A 22,316-nucleotide genomic window follows, 5' to 3' on the forward strand; every position below is an offset into this window, starting at 1 on the left:
GGTTGCCCAGGACACCCCACCGGCAATGGCCTTCTTCGCATGTGCACCACGTGAAAGAGGCGGGATCTCCCATGACCACCAAGGCCCAGAAGAGCGACGACGGCAAAGTACGCGGCCGGTTTCTGCTGAAGCTGTCCGGCGAGGCATTCTCCGGCGGCGGGGGCCTGGGCGTGGACCCCGACGTGGTGCACAAGATCGCCCGGGAGATCGCGGCCGTGGTCCGGGACGGCGCGGAGATCGCGGTCGTCATCGGCGGCGGCAACTTCTTCCGCGGCGCCGAACTCCAGGTGCGCGGCATGGACCGAGCCCGCTCCGACTACATGGGCATGCTCGGCACCGTCATGAACTGCCTCGCCCTCCAGGACTTCCTGGAGAAGGAGGGCATCGACAGCCGGGTGCAGACCGCCATCACCATGGGGCAGGTGGCCGAGCCGTACATCCCGCTGCGCGCGGTACGGCACCTGGAGAAGGGCCGTGTGGTCATCTTCGGTGCCGGAATGGGCATGCCGTACTTCTCCACCGACACCACCGCCGCGCAGCGCGCCCTGGAGATCAACGCCGAGGCGCTGCTGATGGGCAAGAACGGCGTGGACGGCGTCTACGACTCCGACCCCAAGACCAACCCCGAGGCCGTCAAGTTCGACGCCCTCGGCTACGGCGAGGTCATCACACGCGACCTCAAGGTCGCCGACGCCACCGCCATCACCCTGTGCCGCGACAACAAGCTCCCGATCCTCGTCTTCGAGCTTCTGGCCGAGGGCAATATCGCTCGCGCCGTCAAGGGTGAGAAGATCGGCACGCTTGTGGGTGAGCAGGGCAGCCGGGCCTGACCGGAAACCCCCCGGTTCCTGACCGGAAAGCCCCCGGTTCCTGACCGGTAGGGACTCCGGGTTCGAACGACAACACCTGACCGGGGGACGGACCCTGGTCGGAGGATGGACAATGTCCTGCCGGTCGGGAACCGTGCAGGAAGAAGACGCGACGCAGCCGGCCGCCGCCACCGACAGGGAACCGCAGCCGGGCCTTACTCAAGACACGCAGGAGCAAGTGGTGATCGAAGAGACCCTCCTCGAGGCCGAGGAGAAGATGGAGAAGGCCGTCGTGGTCGCCAAGGAGGACTTCGCCGCGATCCGCACCGGCCGTGCGCACCCGGCGATGTTCAACAAGATCGTGGCCGACTACTACGGCGCGCCGACGCCGATCAACCAGCTGGCTTCGTTCTCCGTGCCGGAGCCGCGCATGGCGGTCGTGACCCCGTTCGACAAGACGGCGCTGCGCAACATCGAGCAGGCGATCCGTGACTCCGACCTGGGCGTCAACCCGAGCAACGACGGCAACATCATCCGTGTGGTGTTCCCCGAGCTCACCGAGGAGCGCCGCCGGGAGTACATCAAGGTCGCCAAGGGCAAGGCGGAGGACTCCCGGGTGTCCATCCGTTCCGTGCGCCGCAAGGCCAAGGACGCGATCGACAAGCTCGTCAAGGACGGCGAGGTCGGCGAGGACGAGGGCCGCCGTGCGGAGAAGGAGCTCGACGACACCACCGCGAAGTACGTCGCCCAGGTGGACGAGCTCCTGAAGCACAAGGAAGCGGAGCTGCTCGAGGTCTGATGAACGACTCTTCCTGGGGCTCTCCGCCTCAAGCCGGGGTGCCCGGTTCACGAACCGGGGCACACCCCGGGTACTGGGGACCCGTCGACCAGGGGCCTGTCCAGGGGGCTGCCCCGGCGGGTCCCGCGTACGATGCGCCTGAGGCGCAGCAGACTCGCCCCATGCCCATCGTCCCCGACGTACCCGCACACGGCGGAAACCAGGATGACGACCCGGGGGCCGCTCGGCTGGGCGGCCCCTCGTTCCGAGACGAGACGTACCGCCCCGGAACGCCCGACGAGGCGTTGCGCGCGGAGACGTTCCGCCACGAGACCACGCCGGCACAGCCCCCCGCGGCGGTGCCGCAGAATCCGGAACCCATGCCCGACGCCCCGCAGCCCGCGCCCGCACCGCAGAAGAAGAGCGCGGGCCGAGACCTGGGCGCGGCCATAGGGGTCGGGGTCGGGCTCGGCGTGGTGATCGTCGCCTCGCTGTTCATCGTCAAGGCCGTGTTCGTCGGCGTGATAGCCGTCGCCGTCGTCGTGGGCCTGTGGGAGCTGACCAGCAGGCTGCAGGAACGCAAGGGGATCAAGGCACCCCTCGTGCCGCTCGCGCTCGGCGGCGCAGCGATGGTCGTCGCCGGCTATGTGCGGGGACCCGAGGGCGCCTGGGTCGCCATGGCCCTGACCGCTCTCGCGGTCCTGGTCTGGCGGATGACGGAACCGCCGGAGGGCTACCTCAAGGACGTCACGGCCGGCGTCTTCGCGGCCTTCTACGTCCCGTTCCTCGCCACCTTCGTCGCCCTGATGCTCACCGCCGACGACGGCCCGCAGCGCGTCCTGACGTTCCTGCTCCTCACGGTCGTCAGCGACACCGGCGCCTACGCTGTCGGCTGGCGCTTCGGCAAGCACAAGCTCGCTCCGCGCATCAGCCCCGGCAAGACCCGCGAGGGCCTGCTGGGCGCGGTGTCGTTCGCGATGGCCGTGGGCGCGCTGTGCATGGAGTTCCTGATCGAGGACGGCACCTGGTGGCAGGGCCTGCTGCTCGGCCTCGCGGTCGCGGCCAGCGCCACGCTCGGCGACCTCGGCGAGTCCATGATCAAGCGGGACCTGGGCATCAAGGACATGGGCACGCTGCTCCCGGGCCACGGCGGCATCATGGACCGCCTGGACTCCCTCCTGCCGACGGCTCCGGTCGTCTGGCTGCTGCTCGTGCTGTTCGTCGGGTCCGGCTGACCGGCGGCCCGTACCCGAGGCCCGCGGGCCCCCGTCCCGGTCACCCGGGGCGGGGGCCCGCTGCCATGGCCCGGCGGGCCGGCGAGTGGGACGATTGCTCCAGGAGGACTTTTCCCGGCGTTACGCGTTCTCCGCAGGGATTCCCAGGGGGGATCGTCCTGAAAGGGGGCGGGCGTCATGTCCGGCTTCCGTGAATCGATCGACGTCGACCGCAGCCCCGAGGATGTGTGGGCGTACCTCATCGATCCGTCCCATCTGCCCGAATGGCAGGCGAGCGCGGTATCGGCCGAGCCGCTCGACTCCGGGCCCGTCGGGGTCGGCTCCCGGGTGCGCATCACACGGCACGTCGGGCGCCGGGACATCCCGATGACCATGGAGTACACCGAGTGCGACCCCCCGCACGCCTGGGGCATGCAGGGAGTCGACGGCCCCATCCGCGGCCATGTCCACGGCGAGATCGACCCGCTCGACGACGGCCGCCGCTCCCGCGTGACCATGGAGCTCGACTTCGAGGGCAAGGGCATGGGCAAGGTCCTGCTCCCCCTGGTCGTCCGGCCCCAGATCCGCAAGGAGCTGCCGCTCAACGAACGGCTGCTGAAGGACCGGCTGGAGCACGGGACGGCATAGGGAGACTCCTGCTCTGCCGGCGTCGCCGTCGATTATCGCCAGACCTGGATCCGCACCGAAAAGGCGCCGGATCCGTTCCCGGGTTTGTTGTCGTTGATGCGGAGGGCCAGGCGTGTTTCTCCCGGGCCGAGGCTCTCGTTCCGATAGGTGCGCCGAAGGGAGGTGCCGACGAAGAAGTAGCCGTCCTCCGCGGTCTTGCCGAGCAGACTGAACGGCGCGGCACCCGGAAGAGGGCTGTCATTGCCGGCGCTCCAGCCCGCCCAGCCGTTGGGGCCGTTCTCGCCGGTGAACCAGACGCCGGCCCAGATGCTTCCGCTCGCACTGATGTCGACCCAGTCGCCGTTCTTGAGGTGCACGTTGGTGTCGACGTCGGTGTTCCATTCCGCAACAGTGATGTACTTGTCCACGATGACAGGCATGTGCCCTCGTTTCTTCACCGGAGTTGCCCTGAGCCGCCGATTCATTCGGCTGCCGATCGCCAAAACTGCTCCTTGGTGTTCGCTGATCGCAACCCGCGCCGAGGCGTATATTTTCTCGCTCCGTGATTTTCAGCTACGCCTTTTCCTGCTCCGCAATCTCCAGAAATAGGGAATTCGAATACGCCGCGCGCGTGACACCGCTCGCGGCAGCGCGGGGACGGGCCGTCCGGGGGCGAGGGGGCGACGGCAGACCGACTACGGGACTGGTGCGGCCCGCGGCTCGGCCCAGGACCGCGCCCAACTCGTGCGGCGGCAGACAGGTCGGCTCCGAGCTCCGAGACGATCACGCCCAGCTCCCGGCGCGTTCGGGCCACTCCTTCCGGACCGCGGGACTTCTGGTCAGCTCGCCGACCGGCCGGCTGTCCACAAAACCGATCGCCTTCCGGCCCGGGCCGTGGCTACGGTTCACGCATGACTGTTACGCCCCGTGTTTCTTAGCTCGGACACCAGCTTCGACGTCACTCGTGTGTCCTTGATCTGTCACGGAGCGTAACTTCCTTGAATACTCTTCGCGGTCCCGGTCTGTTCCGGAACCGGGACTTCTCGCTGCTGCTGAGCGGCCAGTTGGTCTCTGCCATCGGTGACCAGGCTCATCTCATGGCCCTGCCGCTGATCGTGCTGGCCCTCACCGGGTCGGCTGCCCAAGCCGGGTTCGTCCTCGGCCTTGGCACCCTGTCGTTCCTGGTGTTCGGTCTGATTGCCGGCGCCCTGGTCGACCGGTGGGACCGTAAGGCCACCATGATCTGGTGTGAGCTCGGCCGGGCCGTGCTCACCGCCGGCGTCGCCATCGCGCTGTGGCTGAACAGGCTCGCCATGCCCCAGCTGTATGCGACAGCGGTGCTTGTCGGGATCCTGACCACTCTCTTCCAGGTGGCGAACACAGCGGCGTTGCCCAACGTGGTCGGTCCGCGTCAGTTGTCCGCCGCGCTCGGCTACTCGCAGTCCGCCGCCGGCGCGGTGGGCATCTTCGGAGCCTCACTCGCCGGTGCGCTCTACTCCGTCGGCCGGACCGTGCCGTTCGCCGTCAACGCTGTTTCCTTCGCGGTGTCCGCGGCGTCGCTGCGCTTGATGCGTGCTCGATTCCAAGTGGACCGGCAGGACGTGCGGACGACGTCCCGACTCACCGCCGAGATCCGAGAGGGGCTCGGCTGGCTCTGGCGCCGGCCGGTCATCCGCTTCCTCACTCTGGTCTCGGCCGCTGACAAGGTGCGATACGGCGCCGGATACCTGTTGATCATCACCCTCGCCCGACAGGTGGGTGCCTCACCGCTGTGGATCGGCGTCATCTTCAGCGGCGCGGCGGTCGGTGCCATGGCGGGGGCACTGGTCTCGGACAAGGTCACGCGCCGCTTCCCGCTGGGCCGGATCGCCGTGGTGATGCTGTGGCTGGAGGCATTGATGTTCCCGCTGTACGCGCTCGCGCCCAACCCGCTGCTGCTGGCTGCGGTCGCGGCCGCCGAGTCGCTGGTGGCCCCGGTCTATGCGGTGGCCATGACCACCCACCAGCTGGCCATCACTCCCGATGAGCTGCGGGGCCGCGCTACGAGCGCGGTCTCCACGCTCACCACGGGCGCCTTGTCGATCGGCACGCTCGCAGGCGGCGCGCTGATCACCGCACTGGGTGCCGAGCCGCTGGTCTGGCTCTGCGGAGCATGGCTGCTCATCCTGGCCCTCCTCACCACCGCCAACCGGGCCGTGCGGCAGGCGCCGCCGGCGGGTGCGCTTCCACAGCAGCAGACCGCCGGCGCGGCCGAGACCGCCGATGTGACGGACTAGCACACAGGGCTGCGGCCACCGTTGACCGTCAGTGGGCGAAGGTCACCGACGGCTCAGCGGTGGCCGCTGGTCGCACCGCCGGCCCGCTCCTGCGCTGACGCCGGCCACGTCCTGGAACAGGCGGAGAGGCCCTCCACATGCCTTGATCCGGGAAAGGCCGGTGGGCTTACGGAGTTCCCTGCCCAGGTGCGGCGCGGGCGGGCGAAGCCCTGCTCAGCCTCGGGTGCCAGGGCGAAGCGGCTCCACCTGGCTCGCGGCGCAGGTCACAGAAATCGATCTGCGACACTGGTACAGCCATGCCTAAGCCCGGAGAACTCACTTTCGTCGCCCCCCGCGGAGCCAAGAAGCCGCCGCGGCACCTTGCCGACCTCTCGCCGGCCGAGCGGAAGGAAGCGGTCGCGGAGATCGGTGAGAAGCCGTTCCGTGCCAAGCAGCTCTCGCAGCACTACTTCGCGCGGTACGCGCACGACCCCGCGGAGTGGACCGACATCCCCGCCGGGGCGCGGGAGAAGCTGCGGGACGCTCTGCTGCCGGATCTGATGACCGTCGTACGGCACCTGTCCACCGACCAGGGCACCACCCGCAAGACGCTGTGGCGGCTGTTCGACGGGACGCTCGTGGAGTCGGTGCTGATGCGGTACCCGGACCGGGTGACCATGTGCATCAGCTCGCAGGCGGGGTGCGGGATGAACTGCCCGTTCTGCGCCACCGGGCAGGCGGGGCTCGACCGGAATCTGTCCACCGCCGAGATCGTGCACCAGATCGTCGACGGGATGCGGGCCCTGCGGGACGGGGAGGTCCCCGGTGGGCCCGCCCGGCTGTCCAACATCGTGTTCATGGGGATGGGCGAGCCCCTCGCCAACTACAAGCGGGTCGTCGGAGCCGTCCGGGCGCTCACCGATCCGGCGCCGGACGGGCTCGGGCTCTCGCAGCGCGGGATCACCGTGTCGACGGTCGGGCTCGTGCCCGCCATCCACCGGTTCTCCGACGAGGGCTTCAAGTGCCGTCTCGCCATCTCGCTGCACGCGCCGGACGACGAGCTGCGCGACACCCTCGTCCCCGTGAACACGCGGTGGAAGGTGCGCGAGGTGCTCGACGCCGGCTTCGAGTACGCCGAGAAGTCGGGCCGCCGGCTGTCCATCGAGTACGCCCTCATCCGGGACATCAACGACCAGGCCTGGCGAGGCGACCGGCTCGGGCGACTGCTCAAGGGCCGGCCCGTGCACGTCAACCTCATCCCGCTCAACCCGACCCCCGGGTCGAAGTGGACCGCGTCGCGGCCCGAGGACGAGAAGGCGTTCGTCGAGGCCATCGCGGCGCACGGGGTGCCCGTCACCATCCGGGACACCCGCGGCCAGGAGATCGACGGGGCGTGCGGTCAGCTCGCGGCCACCGAGCGGTAGTCTGACCTCAGTACCAGTACATCTTCATATTCCGACAGGGGAGCGCCACAGCGCTGAGAGTGCGGCACCAGGCCGCAGACCCTCTGAACCTTGCCCAGGTCATTCTGGGTAGGAAGTTCGGTCATCGCTCAAGCTGTTGTGCCCCGCCCGGCCGCCCCGGGCGGGGCCGCGTCTCTTCCTGGTCAACCCCAGGAGGAAAACCAGTGCACACCAGGACGTTCGTGGCCGCCGCCGTCGGCCTCGGTCTCGTCACACTGTCCGCGTGCGGTACGGAGTCGTCCGACGACAGCGCGTCGAACAGCGGTTCCAAGACCGTCACCCTCGTCAGCCACGACTCGTGGGCCGTCTCCAAGAGCGTGCTCGCCGGCTTCGAGAAGGAGTCCGGGTACAAGGTCAAGGTCCTCACGGACGGCGACGCCGGGCAGGCCGTCAACAAGGCCGTCCTCACCAAGGACAACCCTCAGGGCGACGTCTTCTTCGGCGTCGACAACACCCTGCTCTCCCGCGCCCTCGACAACGGTCTGTTCCAGTCCTACGAGGCCAAGGGGCTCGACCAGGTCGGCAGCGCGTACCAGCTGGACTCCGGCAAGCACCGGGTCACGCCCATCGACTACGGCGACATCTGCGTCAACTACGACAAGAAGTACTTCGCCGACCACGAGCTGGCCCCGCCGGCCACCTTCGCCGACCTGGTCAAGCCCGCGTACAAGAACCTCCTCGTCACCGAGAACGCCTCCACCTCCTCGCCCGGCCTCGGCTTCCTGCTCGGCACGGCCGCCCGGTACGGGGACGACGGCTGGGAGGGCTACTGGAAGCAGCTCAAGGCCAACGGCGTGAAGGTGGTCGACGGCTGGGAGCAGGCGTACAACGAGGAGTTCTCCGGCTCGGCCGGCGGCAAGAAGGCCAAGGCGGACCGGCCGCTCGTCGTGTCGTACGCCTCCTCGCCGCCCGCCGAGGTCATCTACGGCGACCCGAAGCCGAGCACCGCGCCCACCGGCGTCGCGACCGGCACCTGCTTCCGGCAGGTCGAGTTCGCCGGGCTGCTGAGCAACGCGCGCAACAGCGCGGGCGGCAAGGCGCTCATCGACTTCCTGATCACGAAGAAGTTCCAGGAGGACATGCCGCTCAACATGTTCGTCTACCCGGTGGTGAAGGGCGCGGGCGTGCCCGCCGAGTTCACGCAGTACGGGCCCGCCGCCGAGGACCCCGAGACCATGGACCCGGCGAAGATCGCCGGCCATCGCGACCAGTGGGTCAAGTCGTGGACCTCGCTCGTACTGAAGTAGTCCCCGCCGGGAAGCGGTCCGGGAACGCGGCGCGGCTCGGGCTGATGGCCCTGCCCGTCGCGTTCTTCGGGCTCTTCTTCGCCTACCCCGTCGCCGCGATCGTGGCGCGCGGGCTGAGGACCGACGGGGTGTGGCGGTTCGGACGGCTGGCCGACGTCCTGGGCCAGTCCGACATCCGGCACGTCCTGTGGTTCACCACCTGGCAGGCGTTCGCCTCCACCGCGCTCACCCTGCTGGTGGCGCTGCCGGGCGCGTATGTCTTCGCGCGCCTCGACTTCCCCGGCAAACAGGTGCTGCGGGCCGTGGTGACGGTCCCGTTCGTGCTGCCGACGGTCGTCGTCGGCACGGCGTTCCTCGCGCTCGTGGGACGCGGCGGACTGCTCGACGAGCTGTGGGGCGTACGCCTGGACACGACCGTGTGGGCGATCCTGCTCGCCCATGTCTTCTTCAACTACGCGGTCGTCGTACGGACCGTGGGCGGACTGTGGGCGCAGCTCGACCCGCGGCAGGAGGAGGCCGCGCGGACGCTGGGCGCGTCCCGCCTGCGCGCCTGGCGCACGGTCACCCTGCCCGCCCTCGGGCCGGCCGTGGCCGCCGCGGCGCTGATGGTCTTCCTCTTCACCTTCACCTCCTTCGGTGTGGTCCAGATCCTCGGCGGGCCCACCTTCTCCACCCTCGAGGTGGAGATCTACCGCCAGACCTCCGAGATCTTCGACCTCTCCACCGCCGCGGTGCTGACGATCGTCCAGTTCGCGGCCGTGGGCGCGATCCTCGCCGTGCACGCGTGGACCGTACGGCGCCGGGAGAGCGCGCTGCGGCTGGTGGACGCGAACCTGACCGCCCGACGGCCGCGCGGGGCCGGGCAGTGGGCGCTGCTGGCCGGGGTGCTCGCGAGCATCGCCGTGCTGCTGGTGCTGCCCCTCGCCGTGCTGGTGCAGCGGTCCCTGGACGCGCCGGACTTCGCCTACTACCGGGCGCTGACCAGCGAGGACGGGAACGTCTTCCTCGTCCCGCCGATCGAGGCGATCGGCAACTCGCTGGAGTACGCCGCCGCCGCGACCGCGATCGCGGTGGTGATCGGCGGCCTGGCCGCGGCCGCGCTCACCCGGCGGGACGCGGGACGGCTCGTCCGGGGCTTCGACGCGCTGCTGATGCTGCCGCTGGGCGTGTCGGCGGTGACCGTCGGCTTCGGGTTCCTGATCGCGCTGGACGAGCCCCCGCTGAACCTGCGGAGCAGCTGGATCCTCGTCCCGCTCGCCCAGGCGCTGGTCGGGGTCCCCTTCGTCGTACGGATCATGCTGCCCGTGCTGCGGGCGGTGGACCAGCGGCTGCGGGAGGCCGCGGCCGTGCTCGGGGCGTCGCCCTGGCGGGTGTGGCGGGAGGTGGACCTGCCGATGGTGCGGCGGGCGCTGCTCGTCGCGGCCGGGTTCGCCTTCGCGGTGTCGCTGGGGGAGTTCGGGGCGACCGTGTTCATCGCGCGGCCCGACAACCCGACGCTGCCGGTGGCGGTGGCGCGGCTGCTGGGGCGGGCCGGCGAGCTCAACTACGGGCAGGCGATGGCCCTGTCGACGATTCTGATGGTGGTGTGCGCGGTGGCCCTGCTGGTGCTGGAGCGGTTGCGGACCGACCGGACGGGGGAGTTCTGATGCCACTGCTCGAACTGGAGCGTGCCACCGTGCGGTTCGGTGGACGGGCGGTGCTCGACGCCGTGGACCTGGGGGTCGCCGAGCACGAGGTGGTGTGTGTGCTCGGGCCGAGCGGCAGCGGCAAGTCGACGCTGCTGCGGGCGGTCGCCGGGCTGCAGCCCCTGGATGCCGGGCGTGTCTCGCTCGACGGGCGGGACCAGGCGGGGGTGCCCGCGCACCGGCGGGAGCTCGGGCTGATGTTCCAGGACCATCAGCTCTTCCCGCAGCGGGACGTCGGCGGCAATGTGGCCTTCGGGCTGCGCATGCACGGCGCCTCCAGGAAGGAACAGGAGCAGCGGGTGCGGGAGTTGCTCGACCTCGTCGGTCTGCCCGGCGCCGGCCGCCGGGCCGTCGCCGCGCTGTCCGGCGGTGAGCAGCAGCGGGTCGCGCTGGCCCGTGCGCTGGCGCCCCGGCCGCGGCTGCTGATGCTGGACGAGCCGCTCGGCCAGCTGGACCGTTCACTGCGGGAGCGGCTGGTCGTCGAACTGAGGGAGCTCTTCGGGCGGTTGGGCACCACGGTCCTCGCGGTCACCCATGACCAGGGCGAGGCGTTCGCGCTCGCCGACCGGGTCGTGGTGATGCGGGACGGGCGGATCGCCCAGTCCGGTACGCCCCTTGAGGTGTGGCAGCGGCCCGCCGACGCGTTCGTCGCCCGCTTCCTCGGCTTCGAGAACGTGGTGGAGGCGACGGTGGCCGGCGAGGTCGCGGTCACGCCCTGGGGCAAGGTGCCGGTGCCGGACAGCTCCCCGCAGGGGCCGCGCACGCTGCTCGTCCGCCCCGCCGGAGTACGCCTGACCGACGCCGACGAGGGCCTGCGCTGCACGGTCGCCGCCCGCACCTTCAAGGGCACCCATGTCGCCGTCCACCTCCAGCCGGAGGGCGCACCGCGACTGGAGGCCGCCTGCCCCCTGCGCGAGGCGCCGGAGGTCGGCGCCGCGGTCGGAGTGACCTTCGACCCGACGGAAACCGCGGTGCTCGGCTGACGGGCGCGCGCCTGGGGTGCAGCGCTGGTACGGGCGGGTGAACGCGGCCCCGTTGCCTGAGCCCGCCCCTCCTGATGCACAGGGGCGGGCTCGCCTACGGCGGGAACGCTGATGGCGCGTGGCTCAGCGGTTGCTGGAGCCGCGGCGGCGCATGCCGAAGAAGACCGCGCCGCCGCCGATGACGACCAGCAGGGCCGCGATGCCGGCGATCAGGCCGGTGTTGGAGGCGCCGGTCTCGGCGAGGTTGGACTCCTGGGCCGCGGGTGACGGGGCGTTGCTCGCGGACGGCGCGGCGCCGTCGTCCGCGGAGTCCGAGGGGCTCGGCGACGCGGTGTCGGCCGGGGCCGAGGCGGAGTCCGACGGCTTCCCGGACTCCGGCTCCGACTCCGAGGGCGAGGTGGAGGGGGTGGAGGCGTCGTCGGCCTCGCAGGCCTCGGCCGGGGTGGTCAGGTTGCCGGCGATGTCCTCGTCGACCAGGACCTTGCTGTTCTTGGTGGCCTTGACGTGGATCCGGTAGACGGCGTTGGGCGCCCAGTCCTCGGTGAAGGCGATGGTGACGCCCTTCTTGGACCCCTCGACCGTCTGCTCGCCGACCTGCCTGAGGTCGGCGCCGTTGTTCTCGAGGAACACGGTGACGACGGCCGGGGTGCCCGACGGGTCCTTGTCGGTGACGGTGATGACGCCCTTGGCGCCGTCACAGCCGGCTGCCGCGGAGAACTCACCTATCTCGCTGGCCAGCGCGGTGCCGGCGGCACTGAACGCGAGGGCGGCGGAGGCGGCGGTGACGCCGAGGAAACGCACCGAACGGGCGGCGGTACGGCGGGAAAGGGACACGTTTGTCCTTTACGGGAAGCGCAACTGCGGGGGGTGGAGGGGGAGATGGCGCCCCCGGTGATGCCGAGTGCGTCACCATCCCCAGCAGGCTCACAGGTCTATAAGCGTTCCATAAGAAGTGTCAATGCGGGGACGCCTCGGAGTCATTGGCTTTGCCCGCTTATTAACCACCGAGACGTTTCAACGCCCCCGGAGCCTCCTCGATCCGGTCAACGAGGGCGATACGGGACTCCCTCGACCGCTCCCGGGCGAGTGAGCGCAAGAGCGGCCACGCGGGCAGCCGTTCCGTCCAGTGCGTCCGGTCCGCTGTTGTCGAAGATCTCCCGTACGGTCCCGGCGGCGCCCGGCAGAAAGACCACTCCGGCGTTGCGACGGGCCGGCGGGCCGTCGTCGCAGGGGGCTTTCCGCCGGGCGCCGCCGGGCCAGTTCGCGCGCACCGGAGCCGCGGGGCGTCGGTGAGCATCCCGCCGTGGAACGGGGCGGAGTACGGGCCCAGGTTCGCCGCCTCCATCGTGCCGGGGCCGGCTACGGTCGACACCGTGCGCCCGGCGCGGGCGAGTCCACGGCCGAGCGGGCCGCGCCGGCGTACGCCTCCGTGCCGCGCGCCATGGCGTGTCCGCCCTCCACCGTCGCCCACCACCCGTGCCCCGACGAGCAGTTCGTCGAGCGCGTCCGAGACGGCTTCGTCGTGGAGGGAGCGGAGCATCGAGCCGAAGACGTCGCCGTCGGACTTCGTCTGCCGCAACCCGGCGCCCGAGGTGTCCAGGGCGAGCAGGGCGGCCGTACGGTCCGTCAGGTCGACGGCCTGGACGCGATGGGGGTCCCCGCGGGACTCGATCTCACGGTCGTGGGAACCGTCGAACGGCTGGGCGGGTGTCGTCGGATGCACCCCCCATGCCAGGCACCGCCCGGTGGGAGGAGGGTCAGCTCTCGATGGCCGCCGGGTCCATCCAGACGACCTCCCAGGTGTGACCGTCGAGGTCGTCGAAGGAACGGCCGTACATGAAGCCCATGTCCTGCGTCTCGCCACTGGCCGAGCCGCCGAGCGACAGCGCCCGGTCGACCAGTTCGTCGACCTTCTCGCGGCTCTCGGCGCTCAGCGCGATCAGGACCTCGCTGGTCTTCGTGGCGTCCGCGATCTCCTTCTTGGTGAAGGTCGAGTAGAACGGCTTGGTGAGCAGCATCGCGACGATCGTCTCGCTGATGACCACGGAGGCCGCGTTGTCGTCGCTGAACTGCGGGTTGATCGAGTAGCCCAGTTCCGTGAAGAACTTCTTCGAGGCGTCGAGGTCGTTCACGGGCAGGTTGACGAAGATCATCTGCTGGTAGGCGGGGGCGGTCATCGGTCTCTCCCATCGGGTGGATGCGGGTGTGCGTCTCGTGCGTGCTGTTCGGTGGGGTAGACCGGGGGGCCGCGCGGAACTCATCGGTGCCCGCGATCTTTTTCCTACGGGCTTCCGGTGCGCGTTCCTCAGCGGGCCAGCGGGAGCGACGCCAATTCCGCCACCACCAGGGTCAGCGGGACGAAGAGGCTCAGCAGGGCGCCGGTGCGCAGCGCGGCCGCGGTGCGCAGCGTCCTGGTGGGGGCGCCGAGGCGGCGCAGGGCGGCGGTGGTGTCGGCGCGGGCCTGCCGGGCCTCCACGGCGGCCGTGAGGAGCGTGGCGACCGTACAGCCCGCCACGACCGAGGCGCCGAGGGCGGTGAGGGGACCGGAGGAGGGGTCGGCGGGGTCGTACAGGGCGGCCACCGCGTACGCGCCCGAGGCCACCGCGCAGACCACGCCCAGGGGGCTGCCGATGCGGGAGGCCTCCTGCATGAGGCCGCGGCCCGCGAGCAGGCGCAGCGCGCCGGGGCGGGCGGTCTGCAGGAGGCGGCCGCAGAGGTGGGTGAGGCCGGGGCCCGCCAGGGCCAGACCGAGCGCGGTGAGGGTCCAGCCGAGGAGGACCGCCGTGGGGGCGGTGGGCAGGCCGGTGGGGAGGGTGAGGTCGGCGGCGGTGGAGGTGCGGCTGGCGTAGCCCTCCACCGCCAGCCCGGTGGCCAGGAGGGCGGCGCCCCAGGGGAGGGCGGTGGGGTTGAGGGGCGAGGGGTCGTGGGGGGTGAGGTCGGGCGGACGGGGCGGGGTGTGCTGGGTGCCGTCGGCGGGGGCGGTGGTCGGGGCTGGGTCCGCGGCTTGCGCTGGGGGCGCGGGCTGGGCCGTGCGGCTGCCGAACCGCCCGTACGTCCCGAAGCGGTCCCCCGGTCCACGGCCGCCGCCGATGGTGCCGATCCCGCCGATGCCGCCGAAGCGGCCGAGGAGCCCGGGGGCCGACTGCGCTGCCAGGAGGGTGTCGCGGGGGCGGAGCATCAGGGCCACCGACACCGACGCCGTGACCGGGACCAGCGACAGCAGGGTCAGCGCCGCCGGCAGCGGCAGGGGATGCTCCGCCGCCAGGAAGTCCGCTGCCGCCCCGTCGAAGGGCATGCCCGTGAGGTCGCCGCGCAGGTGGAGGAAGAGGAGGAGGGCCAGCATCGAGCCGAGGAGGGTGGACAGGGCCGTAGTGGTGGCCGAGACGGCCATCAGACGGGCCGGGCCCAGACCGATGGCCGCCAGGCCGGGGCGGGGCCGGGTGCCGGGGTCGGTGCGGGCGACCGCGAGGGCGAGGTGGACCGTCGCGGCCAGCGGTACCGCGCACCAGGCCAGGCGGAGGAGGGAGGCCGGCGAGGCCTCGGGGTGGGTCAGGGCGTTGCCGAGGGTGGAGAGGAGAAGGAAACCGGTGGCCGCCGAGGCCGCCGCGACCAGCAGACGGCGCAGCTGGACGGCGGGGTGGGCGCTGCGGGTCAGGCGGAGAGCGAGCACGTGGCCCCCTGACCTTCCGGTTCGGCTCCCTGCCCCCGCGGCTCCCCCCGACCGTCCGCCTCGTCCGTCAGCCCGCCCGGGCCGCTCCCGCGGCGGTCCGCGTCGCGCCCGCGCCGTTCCGACCCGGCCCCGCCCGGGCCGCTCCCGCGGCAGTCCGCGGCGCTCCTGCGGCGTTCCGGCCCGGCTTCCCGGCCGAGTGGCTCGGTCGGCCGGTCTTCTTGCGTGGCTTCCCGGAGTTCTGGGGCTGGGGTCCTGTGGTGTTGCGGTGCGTTCCCGCGGCCGTCTGGCCTGGCACTCAGGTGTTCCGGGCCGGCCAGTCGGCCGAGTGGCTCGGTCGGCCGGTCTTCCTGCGTGGCTTCCCGGAGTTCTGGGGCTGGGGTCCCGTGGTGTTGCGGTGCGTTCCCGCGGCCGTCTGGCCTGGCACTCGGGCGTTCCGGTCCGGCCCCTTGGCTGTGCGGTTCGAGCTGTCGGCCGTCCGGCGTGGCCGTCCGGCCGTGCGGCTCGGCCCCGCGGGCCTCTGACGCGACCTCGTGGTGCTGCGGCTCACTCCCGCGCCCGTCTGAGCCCGCCTCTTGGCCGTCCGGCTCGCTCATCCGGCCGTGCGGATCTGGCCACCGGCCCTCTGACGCGGCCCCTTGGAGGTGTGGCCCGCCAGTCCGGCTGTGCGTCTCGGCGCCCCGGCCGTCCTGCTCGGGCCTCCGGGCTTCCAGCTCGGTCTCCTGGCCCTTCAGCTCGGCCTGGCGGCCGTGCCGTTCGGCCTCGCGGCCGTGCGATGCGGCTGCGCGGTCGTCTGGCTCGGGCCTTCGGTCTTCCAGATCGGCCTTCCGGCCCTTCAGCTCGGCTCTGAGACCAAGCGGCTCGGTCTCCCGGCCGCGCGGTTCGTCTGTCCGGCCGCGCGGCTCGGGTCCCCGGCCATAGGCCTCGGATTCCCGGGCGTGTGGCTCGGGCCCCCGGGCGTGTGGCTCGGGTCCCCGGCCATAGGCCTCGGGCCCCCGGTCGTGTGGCTCGGGCCCCCGGCCGTGCGGCTCGGGTCCCCGGCCATAGGCCTCGGATCCCCGGCCGTCCGGCCCCTGGGGCTCGGGTTTCTGGGTGGGGCTCTGGGGTTTTGGGGTGCGGGGGCCGGTGTTCGGGTGGGTGATCGGGGGGAGGTGGATCGTTGTGACGCGGCGGCCGTCCAGGAGGGTGATCCGGCGGTCGGCCAGGGCCGCGGTTTCCGTGTCGTCGGTGGCCAGGACCACCGTGATGCCGTGGGAGCGGGCCGCCGTGGTGAGCGTCCGCAGGACGTGGGCCCGGTCCGCCCGGTGCAGCGGGGCCGTCGGTTCGTCCGCGAAGAGGATGGAGGGGGCCGGAGCGAGCGCGCGGGTGATGCAGACGCGCTGGCGTTCGGCCTGGGTGAGTTCGTGCGGGCGGCTGCGGGACTTGTCGCCGACGTCGAGGCGTTCCAGCCACTCCAGCGCGGCGGCCTTGGCCCGGCGGCGGCTGGTGCCGCGCAGCATCAGGGGGAGGGCCGCGTTCTCCCAGACGTTCAGCTCGGGGACCAGGACCGGCGCGGGGTCGATCCAGCCGAAGCGGTCGCGGCGCAGCCGCTCGCGGGCCATCGGACCCATGGTGTGCAGGGGCACGCTGTTGAACCAGACCTCGCCGCGCTGGGCGGGTACCAGGCCGGACAGACAGTGCAGCAGGGTCGTCTTGCCGCTGCCGCGCGGGCCGCTGACGGCGAGGATCTCCCCCTCCCGCACGCCCAGCGAGACACCGCCGAGGGCGGGGGAGCCGTCGCGGTGCGTGAAGTGCAGCGAGCGTGCCCAGAGCACGTCGTGGTCCGGCGGGGCCTCCATGGGCGTACACCTCGGTTCAGATCCGTGATTCCGTGCCGTCCCCCGTCCGGGGGAACGAAGGCAGGGCCGATCGGTCACGAGCACGCTAGGCAGGCATGGGGGAACGGCAGGACAGCACACGGCCCCGGCCCGCCGTTTCTCACTCGAACGGCAGACGCCGGGGCCGGTGTTGATCAGCTGATCAGGCCGTGACGATCACAGCTTCGTCCACGCCTCCGTCAGCGTGGCGCGCAGGATCTGCTCGATCTCGTCGAAGGTCTCCTGGTTGGAGATCAGCGGCGGGGCGAGCTGGACGACCGGGTCGCCGCGGTCGTCGGCACGGCAGTACAGGCCGTTGTCGAAGAGGGCCTTGGACAGGAAGCCGTACAGGACGCGCTCGGTCTCCTCCGCGTTGAAGGACTCCTTCGTCGCCTTGTCCTTGACCAGCTCGATGCCGTAGAAGAAGCCGTTGCCGCGGACGTCGCCGACGATCGGCAGGTCGTGCAGCTTCTGCAGGGTCTGCAGGAAGGCGCCCTCGTTGTCGAGCACGTGCTGGTTGATGCCCTCGCGCTCGAACAGGTCGAGGTTAGCCAGGCCCACCGCCGCCGAGACCGGGTGGCCGCCGAACGTGTAGCCGTGCAGGAAGGTGTTGTCGCCCTTGTAGAACGGCTCGGCCAGCCGGTCGGAGATGATGCAGGCGCCGATGGGGGAGTAGCCCGAGGTCATGCCCTTGGCGCAGGTGATCATGTCCGGGACGTAGCCGAACTTGTCGCAGGCGAACATCGTGCCCAGGCGGCCGAAGGCACAGATGACCTCGTCCGAGACGAGCAGGACGTCGTACTGGTCGCAGATCTCGCGGACGCGCTGGAAGTAGCCGGGCGGCGGCGGGAAACAGCCGCCGGCGTTCTGCACCGGCTCCAGGAAGACCGCGGCGACCGTGTCCGGGCCCTCGAAGAGGATCTGCTGCTCGATCTGGTCGGCGGCCCATCGGCCGAAGGCCTCGGGGTCGTCGCCGAAGATCGGGGCGCGGTAGATGTTGGTGTTCGGGACCTTGTGGGCGCCCGGGACGAGCGGCTCGAAGGGGGCCTTCAGACCGGGCAGGCCGGTGATGGACAGGGCGCCCTGCGGGGTGCCGTGGTAGGCGACCGCGCGGGAGATGACCTTGTACTTGGTCGGCTTGCCGGTGAGCTTGAAGTACTGCTTGGCGAGCTTCCAGGCGGTCTCGACGGCCTCGCCGCCGCCGGTGGTGAAGAAGACCTTGTTCAGGTCACCGGGCGCGTGGTCGGCGAGCCGTTCCGCCAGCTCGACGGCCTTGGGGTGGGCGTAGGACCAGACGGGGAAGAACGCGAGCTCCTGGGCCTGCTTGAAGGCGGTCTCCGCGAGCTCCGTGCGGCCGTGACCGGCCTGCACCACGAACAGGCCGGCGAGACCGTCCAGGTAGCGCTTGCCCTTGTCGTCGTAGATGTAGGTCCCCTCGCCCCGGACTATCGTCGGGACCGGGGAGTTCTCGTACGAGGACATGCGGGTGAAGTGCATCCACAGGTGGTCGTACGCGGTGCGGCTGAGGTCCTTGGTGCTCACGGTTATCGGGTCCTCACGGTTATCGGGTTCCCCACATGTAGGTCTGCTTCTTCAGCTTCAGGTAGACGAAGCTCTCGGTGGAGCGCACGCCGGGCAGGGCACGCATGCGTTTGTTGATGACGTCCAGCAGGTGGTCGTCGTCCTCGCAGACGATCTCGGCGAGGATGTCGAAGGAGCCCGCGGTCATCACCACGTACTCGACCTCGGGCATGCCGGTGAGCGCGTCGGCCACGGATTCCACGTCGCCCTCGACGTTGATCCCGACCATCGCCTGCCGGCGGAAGCCCACGGTGAGCGGGTCCGTGACGGCGACGATCTGCATCACGCCCTGGTCGAGCAGCTTCTGGACGCGCTGGCGCACGGCCGCCTCGGACAGGCCCACCGCCTTGCCGATCGCGGCGTACGGCCGGCGGCCGTCCTCCTGGAGCTGTTCGATGATGGCGAGGCTCACGGCATCCAGGTGAGGGGTGCTGCCGTTCCTGGACTCGCGGGAGTCCCTGTGCTCTGCGCTTCGACTGGCCACGGCCTCACTGTGCACGACGTCTCGACAGTTCCGCAAGGCCGGGGCGATGAAATTCGTTGTTTACGTGAGTGAGATCTGCGGATTCCGCAGCGCTGGTGGGAGTGGGGGTGTTGAAAACGTCGGAGCAGCGATTAGTGTGGTGTCTCAGTCAATGGACACATGGCACACGCGAACTTGGAGGGCCGGTCAGTGAGCACCGAGCTGCGTCGTCTGCGCAACTACATCGACGGTGAGTTCCGGGACGCCGCCGACGGACGGACCACCGAGGTGGTCAACCCGGCGACGGGCGAGGCGTACGCGACCGCGCCGCTGTCCGGCCCGGCGGACGTGGACGCCGCGATGGCGGCCGCCGCCGCGGCCTTCCCGGGCTGGCGGGACACCACGCCCGCCGAGCGCCAGAAGGCCCTGCTGAAGATCGCGGACGCCTTCGAGGAGCGCGCCGAGGAACTCATCGCGGCCGAGGTGGAGAACACGGGCAAGCCGATCGGGCTGACCCGCTCCGAGGAGATCCCGCCGATGGTCGACCAGATCCGCTTCTTCGCGGGCGCGGCCCGGATGCTGGAGGGGCGCAGCGCCGGCGAGTACATGGAGGGGATGACGTCGATCGTCCGCCGTGAGCCGGTCGGCGTCTGTGCGCAGGTCGCGCCGTGGAACTACCCGATGATGATGGCCGTGTGGAAGTTCGCCCCCGCGATCGCGGCGGGCAACACGGTCGTCCTGAAGCCCTCGGACACCACCCCGGCCTCCACCGTCCTGATCGCCGACATCGTCGGCTCGATCCTGCCCAAGGGCGTCTTCAACGTCGTCACCGGCGACCGCGACACCGGCCGGCTGATGGTCGAGCACCCCACCCCGGCGATGGCCTCCATCACCGGCTCGGTCCGCGCCGGCATGTCCGTCGCCGAGTCCGCGTCCAAGGACCTCAAGCGCGTCCACCTGGAGCTGGGCGGCAAGGCGCCGGTCGTCGTCTTCGAGGACACCGACATCGCCAAGGCCGTCGAGGACATCTCCGTGGCGGGCTACTTCAACGCCGGACAGGACTGTACGGCGGCCACCCGCGTCCTCGTCCAGGAGTCGATCCACGACGAGTTCGTGGCCGCGCTCGCCAAGGCCGCGTCCGAGACGAAGACCGGGCAGCCGGACGACGAGGACGTGCTGTACGGGCCGCTGAACAACCCCAACCAGCTGAAGCAGGTCTCCGGCTTCATCGAGCGCCTGCCCGCCCACGCCAAGGTCGAGGCGGGCGGCCACCAGGTCGGCGACAAGGGCTACTTCTACGCGCCGACCGTCGTCTCCGGGCTGAAGCAGGACGACGAGATCATCCAGAAGGAGGTCTTCGGACCGGTCATCACCGTCCAGTCCTTCTCGGACGAGGAGCAGGCGGTGAACTGGGCCAACGGCGTCGAGTACGCCCTCGCCTCCTCGGTGTGGACCAAGGACCACGGGCGTGCGATGCGCATGTCCAAGAAGCTCGACTTCGGCTGTGTGTGGATCAACACCCACATCCCGCTGGTCGCCGAGATGCCGCACGGCGGCTTCAAGAAGTCCGGCTACGGCAAGGACCTTTCGGCGTACGGCTTCGACGACTACACGCGGATCAAGCACGTGATGACGTCCCTGGACGCGTGATTGCCGGTCCACAGCGGTGAGGGGCATGCTGCGCGCATGCCCCTCAGCCCGCACTCGCCCCCGCTGTCCCGCCGTTCCCTGCTGGGCGCCCTGGGCGGCACCGCCGTCCTCGGCGCGCTCGCCGGCTGCGGGGTGCGGGCCGCGTACGTGGCGCCCGGTGAGCGGGCCGCCGTCGACGTCTCCGCCACGGACAAGCGGCTGACCTGGGCGAACTGGCCGCTCTACATCGACACGGACGACGACGACCCGACGAGGCGGCCGACGCTGGACGCCTTCGAGAAGAGCACCGGCATCTCCGTCGACTACGCCGAGGAGATCAACGACAACGACGAGTTCTTCGGCAAGATCAGTCCCGCGCTGATGAACCGTCAGCAGACCGGCCGGGACCTGATCGTCGTCAGCGACTGGATGTGCGCGCGGTTCGTCCGGCTGGGCTGGGTGCAGGAGATGGACCGGGACCGCCAGCCGAACGTCGCCGAGCACCTCGACCCGCTGCTGCGTTCACCCGCCTTCGACCCCGGCCGCAGGCACACCGTGCCCTGGCAGTCCGGGATCACCGGCATCGCCTACAACCGCCGCGCGCTCGGCCGCGAGATACGCGCCGTGTCCGAGCTGTGGGCGAGCGACCTGAAGGGCCGCGTCACCCTGCTGTCCGGTCTGGACGAGGCGTTCGCGCTGCTCATGCAGGGCCACGGGGTCGACATCACCCGGTGGGCGGCGGACGACTTCCACGCCGTGTGCGACGAGGTGGAGAAGCAGGTCGGCAACGGCCAGATCCGCCGCTTCACCGGCAACGACTACACCAAGGACCTGGTGAGCGGCGACGTCCTGGCCTGTCAGGCGTACTCCGGCGACGCCCTCCAGCTCCAGGCGGACAACCCCGACATCCGCTTCGTCGTGCCCGAGGAGGGCGCGGAGCTGTGGTCGGACTCCCTGATGATCCCCGACCTCGCCCGGCACAAGGGCAACGCCGAGCGTCTCGTCGACCACTACTACGAGCCCGGGGTGGCCGCCGAACTCGCGGCCTGGGTCACCTACGTCTGTCCCGTGCCCGCCGCCCAGGCGGTGCTCGCCGACTCCGGCGACGAGGAGACGGCGGCCCTGGCGGACAACCCGCTGATCTTCCCCGACGCGGCGATGCGCGACCGCCTCGCCGTCGCACGCGACATCACCTCCACGGAACGCCCGGAGTTCGCCCGACGGTGGAACGCGATCGTGGGCCTGTAGGACACCGGCTCCGGTGCGCGGCCGGTGCCGCTCGCTCAGCCGCCCGGGATCGTGCGGATGGCGGCGATGTCGAACTGCAGACGCACCTTCTCGCTCACCATCGCGCCGCCCTCCGCCAGTCGCTGGTTGTACGTCAGACCCCACTCGGAGCGGTTGATGGTGGTCGTGCCGTCGAAGCCGACCCGCTCGTAGCCGAAGGGGTCGGTGACGTGACCGATGTAGGTCAGTTCCAGATCCACGGGGCGGGTGGTGTCCTTGATGGTGAGGTCGCCGGTCATGCGGTAGACATCGTTGCCGTCGAGCCGCACGGCCGTGCTCGTGAAGCGCATGCGCGGATAGGCGGCGGAGTCCAGGAAGTCACGGCCGGTGAGGTGGGCGTCGCGTTGCTCCACCCCCGTGTCGACGGAAGCCGTCGACAGGATGATCTCGGCGCGGGAGCGGGCGGGATTCCGGCCGTCGAAGTAGAGCCGGCTCTGATACTCGGTGAAAGCACCGCGCACGGTCGTCACCAGGGCATGGCGGACGGAGAAACCGATACGGCTGTGTGCGGGGTCGATCATCCATTCCCCGGTCAGCGCCGCCAGGGCGGGGTCGGGCAGTCCGCCGCCGGGAGCGAACGCCGCGAGGTCGTGGGGGAGTTGGGGGTTCGTGGGGGGAGCCGGGCGGCGCCGGGACGCAGCACGGGTGAACAGGTTCATGATTCACGTGACTACGCCACGGCGGAAACCGCCGCAAGTGTGCTCCAGGACTCGCGCACAGGGTCACCACGAATTCTCCCGAGGCATCGGGGGAATTCGCCCCGGCGGGGCGT

The 22,316-nt window shown here is 70.8% G+C and carries 18 protein-coding genes, 2 pseudogenes and 1 riboswitch; of the genes and pseudogenes, 11 read left to right on the top strand and 9 right to left on the bottom strand.

The genetic code is table 11. The features are described 5' to 3' along the window. Positions 1–71: 71 nt before the first annotated feature. The 4 genes from pyrH (at position 72) to ACFY30_RS26325 (ending at position 3,449) form a co-directional block, all read left to right on the top strand. The gene (pyrH, locus tag ACFY30_RS26310) at positions 72–830 is read left to right on the top strand and encodes a UMP kinase (RefSeq protein ID WP_390847584.1); all 759 of its coding nucleotides are present in this window, start codon (positions 72–74) and stop codon (positions 828–830) included. Between the two features lie 220 nt (positions 831–1,050). Next, positions 1,051–1,608 carry a ribosome recycling factor gene (gene frr / locus ACFY30_RS26315; RefSeq protein ID WP_390661287.1) on the top strand — a complete coding sequence of 186 codons (558 nt, stop codon included), beginning with the start codon at positions 1,051–1,053 and terminating at the stop codon, positions 1,606–1,608. Then, positions 1,608–2,822 (top strand): phosphatidate cytidylyltransferase, encoded by a 1,215-nt coding sequence (locus ACFY30_RS26320; protein WP_390847585.1) that lies wholly within the window; start codon positions 1,608–1,610, stop codon positions 2,820–2,822. The genes frr and ACFY30_RS26320 overlap by 1 nt, the downstream gene beginning before the upstream one ends. Positions 2,823–2,999: 177 nt before the next feature. Next, positions 3,000–3,449, top strand: a complete 450-nt coding sequence (locus ACFY30_RS26325) for an SRPBCC family protein (RefSeq protein ID WP_390661285.1) — start codon at positions 3,000–3,002, stop codon at positions 3,447–3,449. Positions 3,450–3,481: 32 nt separating this feature from the next. Here ACFY30_RS26325 and ACFY30_RS26330 read toward each other — a convergent pair whose 3' ends face one another. Continuing rightward, positions 3,482–3,931, bottom strand: coding sequence for a hypothetical protein (locus ACFY30_RS26330; RefSeq protein WP_390847586.1), 450 nt, complete (start codon positions 3,929–3,931; stop codon positions 3,482–3,484). Positions 3,932–4,426: 495 nt separating this feature from the next. Between ACFY30_RS26330 and ACFY30_RS26335 the strand changes: the two genes are divergently transcribed. The 5 genes from ACFY30_RS26335 to ACFY30_RS26355 all read left to right on the top strand — a co-directional run bounded on the left by ACFY30_RS26335 (position 4,427) and on the right by ACFY30_RS26355 (position 11,061). Next, a complete protein-coding gene (locus ACFY30_RS26335) occupies positions 4,427–5,704 on the top strand; it encodes an MFS transporter (protein WP_390847587.1) in 1,278 nt (425 codons plus the stop codon). A 296-nt stretch (positions 5,705–6,000) separates the two neighbouring features. Further along, complete coding sequence (rlmN, locus tag ACFY30_RS26340; protein WP_390661282.1) at positions 6,001–7,107, top strand: 23S rRNA (adenine(2503)-C(2))-methyltransferase RlmN; 1,107 nt, start codon at positions 6,001–6,003, stop codon at positions 7,105–7,107. 26 nt (positions 7,108–7,133) lie between these two features. After that, positions 7,134–7,240: riboswitch (TPP riboswitch) on the top strand. A 70-nt stretch (positions 7,241–7,310) separates the two neighbouring features. Beyond that, on the top strand, positions 7,311–8,393 hold the full coding sequence (locus tag ACFY30_RS26345) for a thiamine ABC transporter substrate binding subunit (protein WP_390847588.1): 1,083 nt from the start codon (positions 7,311–7,313) through the stop codon (positions 8,391–8,393). Then, on the top strand, positions 8,369–10,039 hold the full coding sequence (locus ACFY30_RS26350) for an ABC transporter permease (RefSeq protein WP_390847589.1): 1,671 nt from the start codon (positions 8,369–8,371) through the stop codon (positions 10,037–10,039). Before ACFY30_RS26345 ends, ACFY30_RS26350 begins: the two co-directional genes overlap by 25 nt. After that, positions 10,039–11,061: an ABC transporter ATP-binding protein gene (locus ACFY30_RS26355; RefSeq protein WP_390847590.1), complete on the top strand. Its 1,023-nt coding sequence runs from the start codon at positions 10,039–10,041 to the stop codon at positions 11,059–11,061. Before ACFY30_RS26350 ends, ACFY30_RS26355 begins: the two co-directional genes overlap by 1 nt. Before the next feature lie 123 nt (positions 11,062–11,184). On the opposite strand, the gene ACFY30_RS26360 is transcribed toward ACFY30_RS26355, so the two are convergent. The 7 genes and pseudogenes from ACFY30_RS26360 to ACFY30_RS26390 all read right to left on the bottom strand — a co-directional run bounded on the left by ACFY30_RS26360 (position 11,185) and on the right by ACFY30_RS26390 (position 18,664). Next, a complete protein-coding gene (locus ACFY30_RS26360) occupies positions 11,185–11,895 on the bottom strand; it encodes an LAETG motif-containing sortase-dependent surface protein (protein ID WP_390847592.1) in 711 nt (236 codons plus the stop codon). Positions 11,896–12,058: 163 nt separating this feature from the next. Continuing rightward, positions 12,059–12,733, bottom strand: a pseudogene (locus ACFY30_RS26365) (hypothetical protein). Between the two features lie 85 nt (positions 12,734–12,818). Next, a complete protein-coding gene (locus ACFY30_RS26370; protein ID WP_390847593.1) occupies positions 12,819–13,238 on the bottom strand; it encodes a VOC family protein in 420 nt (139 codons plus the stop codon). A gap of 128 nt (positions 13,239–13,366) precedes the next feature. Further along, on the bottom strand, positions 13,367–14,731 hold the full coding sequence (locus tag ACFY30_RS26375; protein WP_390847594.1) for a hypothetical protein: 1,365 nt from the start codon (positions 14,729–14,731) through the stop codon (positions 13,367–13,369). A 1,136-nt stretch (positions 14,732–15,867) separates the two neighbouring features. Next, positions 15,868–16,566, bottom strand: a pseudogene (locus ACFY30_RS26380) (ABC transporter ATP-binding protein); the annotation flags it as partial. 195 nt (positions 16,567–16,761) lie between these two features. Then, positions 16,762–18,126 (bottom strand): aspartate aminotransferase family protein, encoded by a 1,365-nt coding sequence (locus ACFY30_RS26385; protein ID WP_390847595.1) that lies wholly within the window; start codon positions 18,124–18,126, stop codon positions 16,762–16,764. A 19-nt stretch (positions 18,127–18,145) separates the two neighbouring features. Further along, the gene (locus ACFY30_RS26390; RefSeq protein ID WP_390661274.1) at positions 18,146–18,664 is read right to left on the bottom strand and encodes an Lrp/AsnC family transcriptional regulator; all 519 of its coding nucleotides are present in this window, start codon (positions 18,662–18,664) and stop codon (positions 18,146–18,148) included. 174 nt (positions 18,665–18,838) lie between these two features. Between ACFY30_RS26390 and ACFY30_RS26395 the strand changes: the two genes are divergently transcribed. Next, positions 18,839–20,278: a gamma-aminobutyraldehyde dehydrogenase gene (locus tag ACFY30_RS26395; RefSeq protein ID WP_390847596.1), complete on the top strand. Its 1,440-nt coding sequence runs from the start codon at positions 18,839–18,841 to the stop codon at positions 20,276–20,278. Positions 20,279–20,314: 36 nt separating this feature from the next. Beyond that, positions 20,315–21,505, top strand: a complete 1,191-nt coding sequence (locus ACFY30_RS26400) for a PotD/PotF family extracellular solute-binding protein (RefSeq protein WP_390847597.1) — start codon at positions 20,315–20,317, stop codon at positions 21,503–21,505. Positions 21,506–21,540: 35 nt separating this feature from the next. Here ACFY30_RS26400 and ACFY30_RS26405 read toward each other — a convergent pair whose 3' ends face one another. Next, positions 21,541–22,203, bottom strand: coding sequence for a YceI family protein (locus tag ACFY30_RS26405; RefSeq protein WP_390847598.1), 663 nt, complete (start codon positions 22,201–22,203; stop codon positions 21,541–21,543). Positions 22,204–22,316: the final 113 nt, after the last annotated feature.

This window comes from Streptomyces sp. NPDC000345 (assembly GCF_042898825.1).
Lineage (GTDB): Bacteria > Actinomycetota > Actinomycetes > Streptomycetales > Streptomycetaceae > Streptomyces.

Coding starts and splice junctions, on each gene's coding strand:
- pyrH (WP_390847584.1), top strand. CDS start 72: ATGACCACCAAGGCCCAGAAGAGCGACGACGGCAAAGTACGCGGCCGG.
- ACFY30_RS26320 (WP_390847585.1), top strand. CDS start 1,608: ATGAACGACTCTTCCTGGGGCTCTCCGCCTCAAGCCGGGGTGCCCGGT.
- ACFY30_RS26325 (WP_390661285.1), top strand. CDS start 3,000: ATGTCCGGCTTCCGTGAATCGATCGACGTCGACCGCAGCCCCGAGGAT.
- rlmN (WP_390661282.1), top strand. CDS start 6,001: ATGCCTAAGCCCGGAGAACTCACTTTCGTCGCCCCCCGCGGAGCCAAG.
- ACFY30_RS26355 (WP_390847590.1), top strand. CDS start 10,039: ATGCCACTGCTCGAACTGGAGCGTGCCACCGTGCGGTTCGGTGGACGG.
- ACFY30_RS26370 (WP_390847593.1), bottom strand. CDS start 13,238: ATGACCGCCCCCGCCTACCAGCAGATGATCTTCGTCAACCTGCCCGTG.
- ACFY30_RS26400 (WP_390847597.1), top strand. CDS start 20,315: ATGCCCCTCAGCCCGCACTCGCCCCCGCTGTCCCGCCGTTCCCTGCTG.
- ACFY30_RS26405 (WP_390847598.1), bottom strand. CDS start 22,203: ATGAACCTGTTCACCCGTGCTGCGTCCCGGCGCCGCCCGGCTCCCCCC.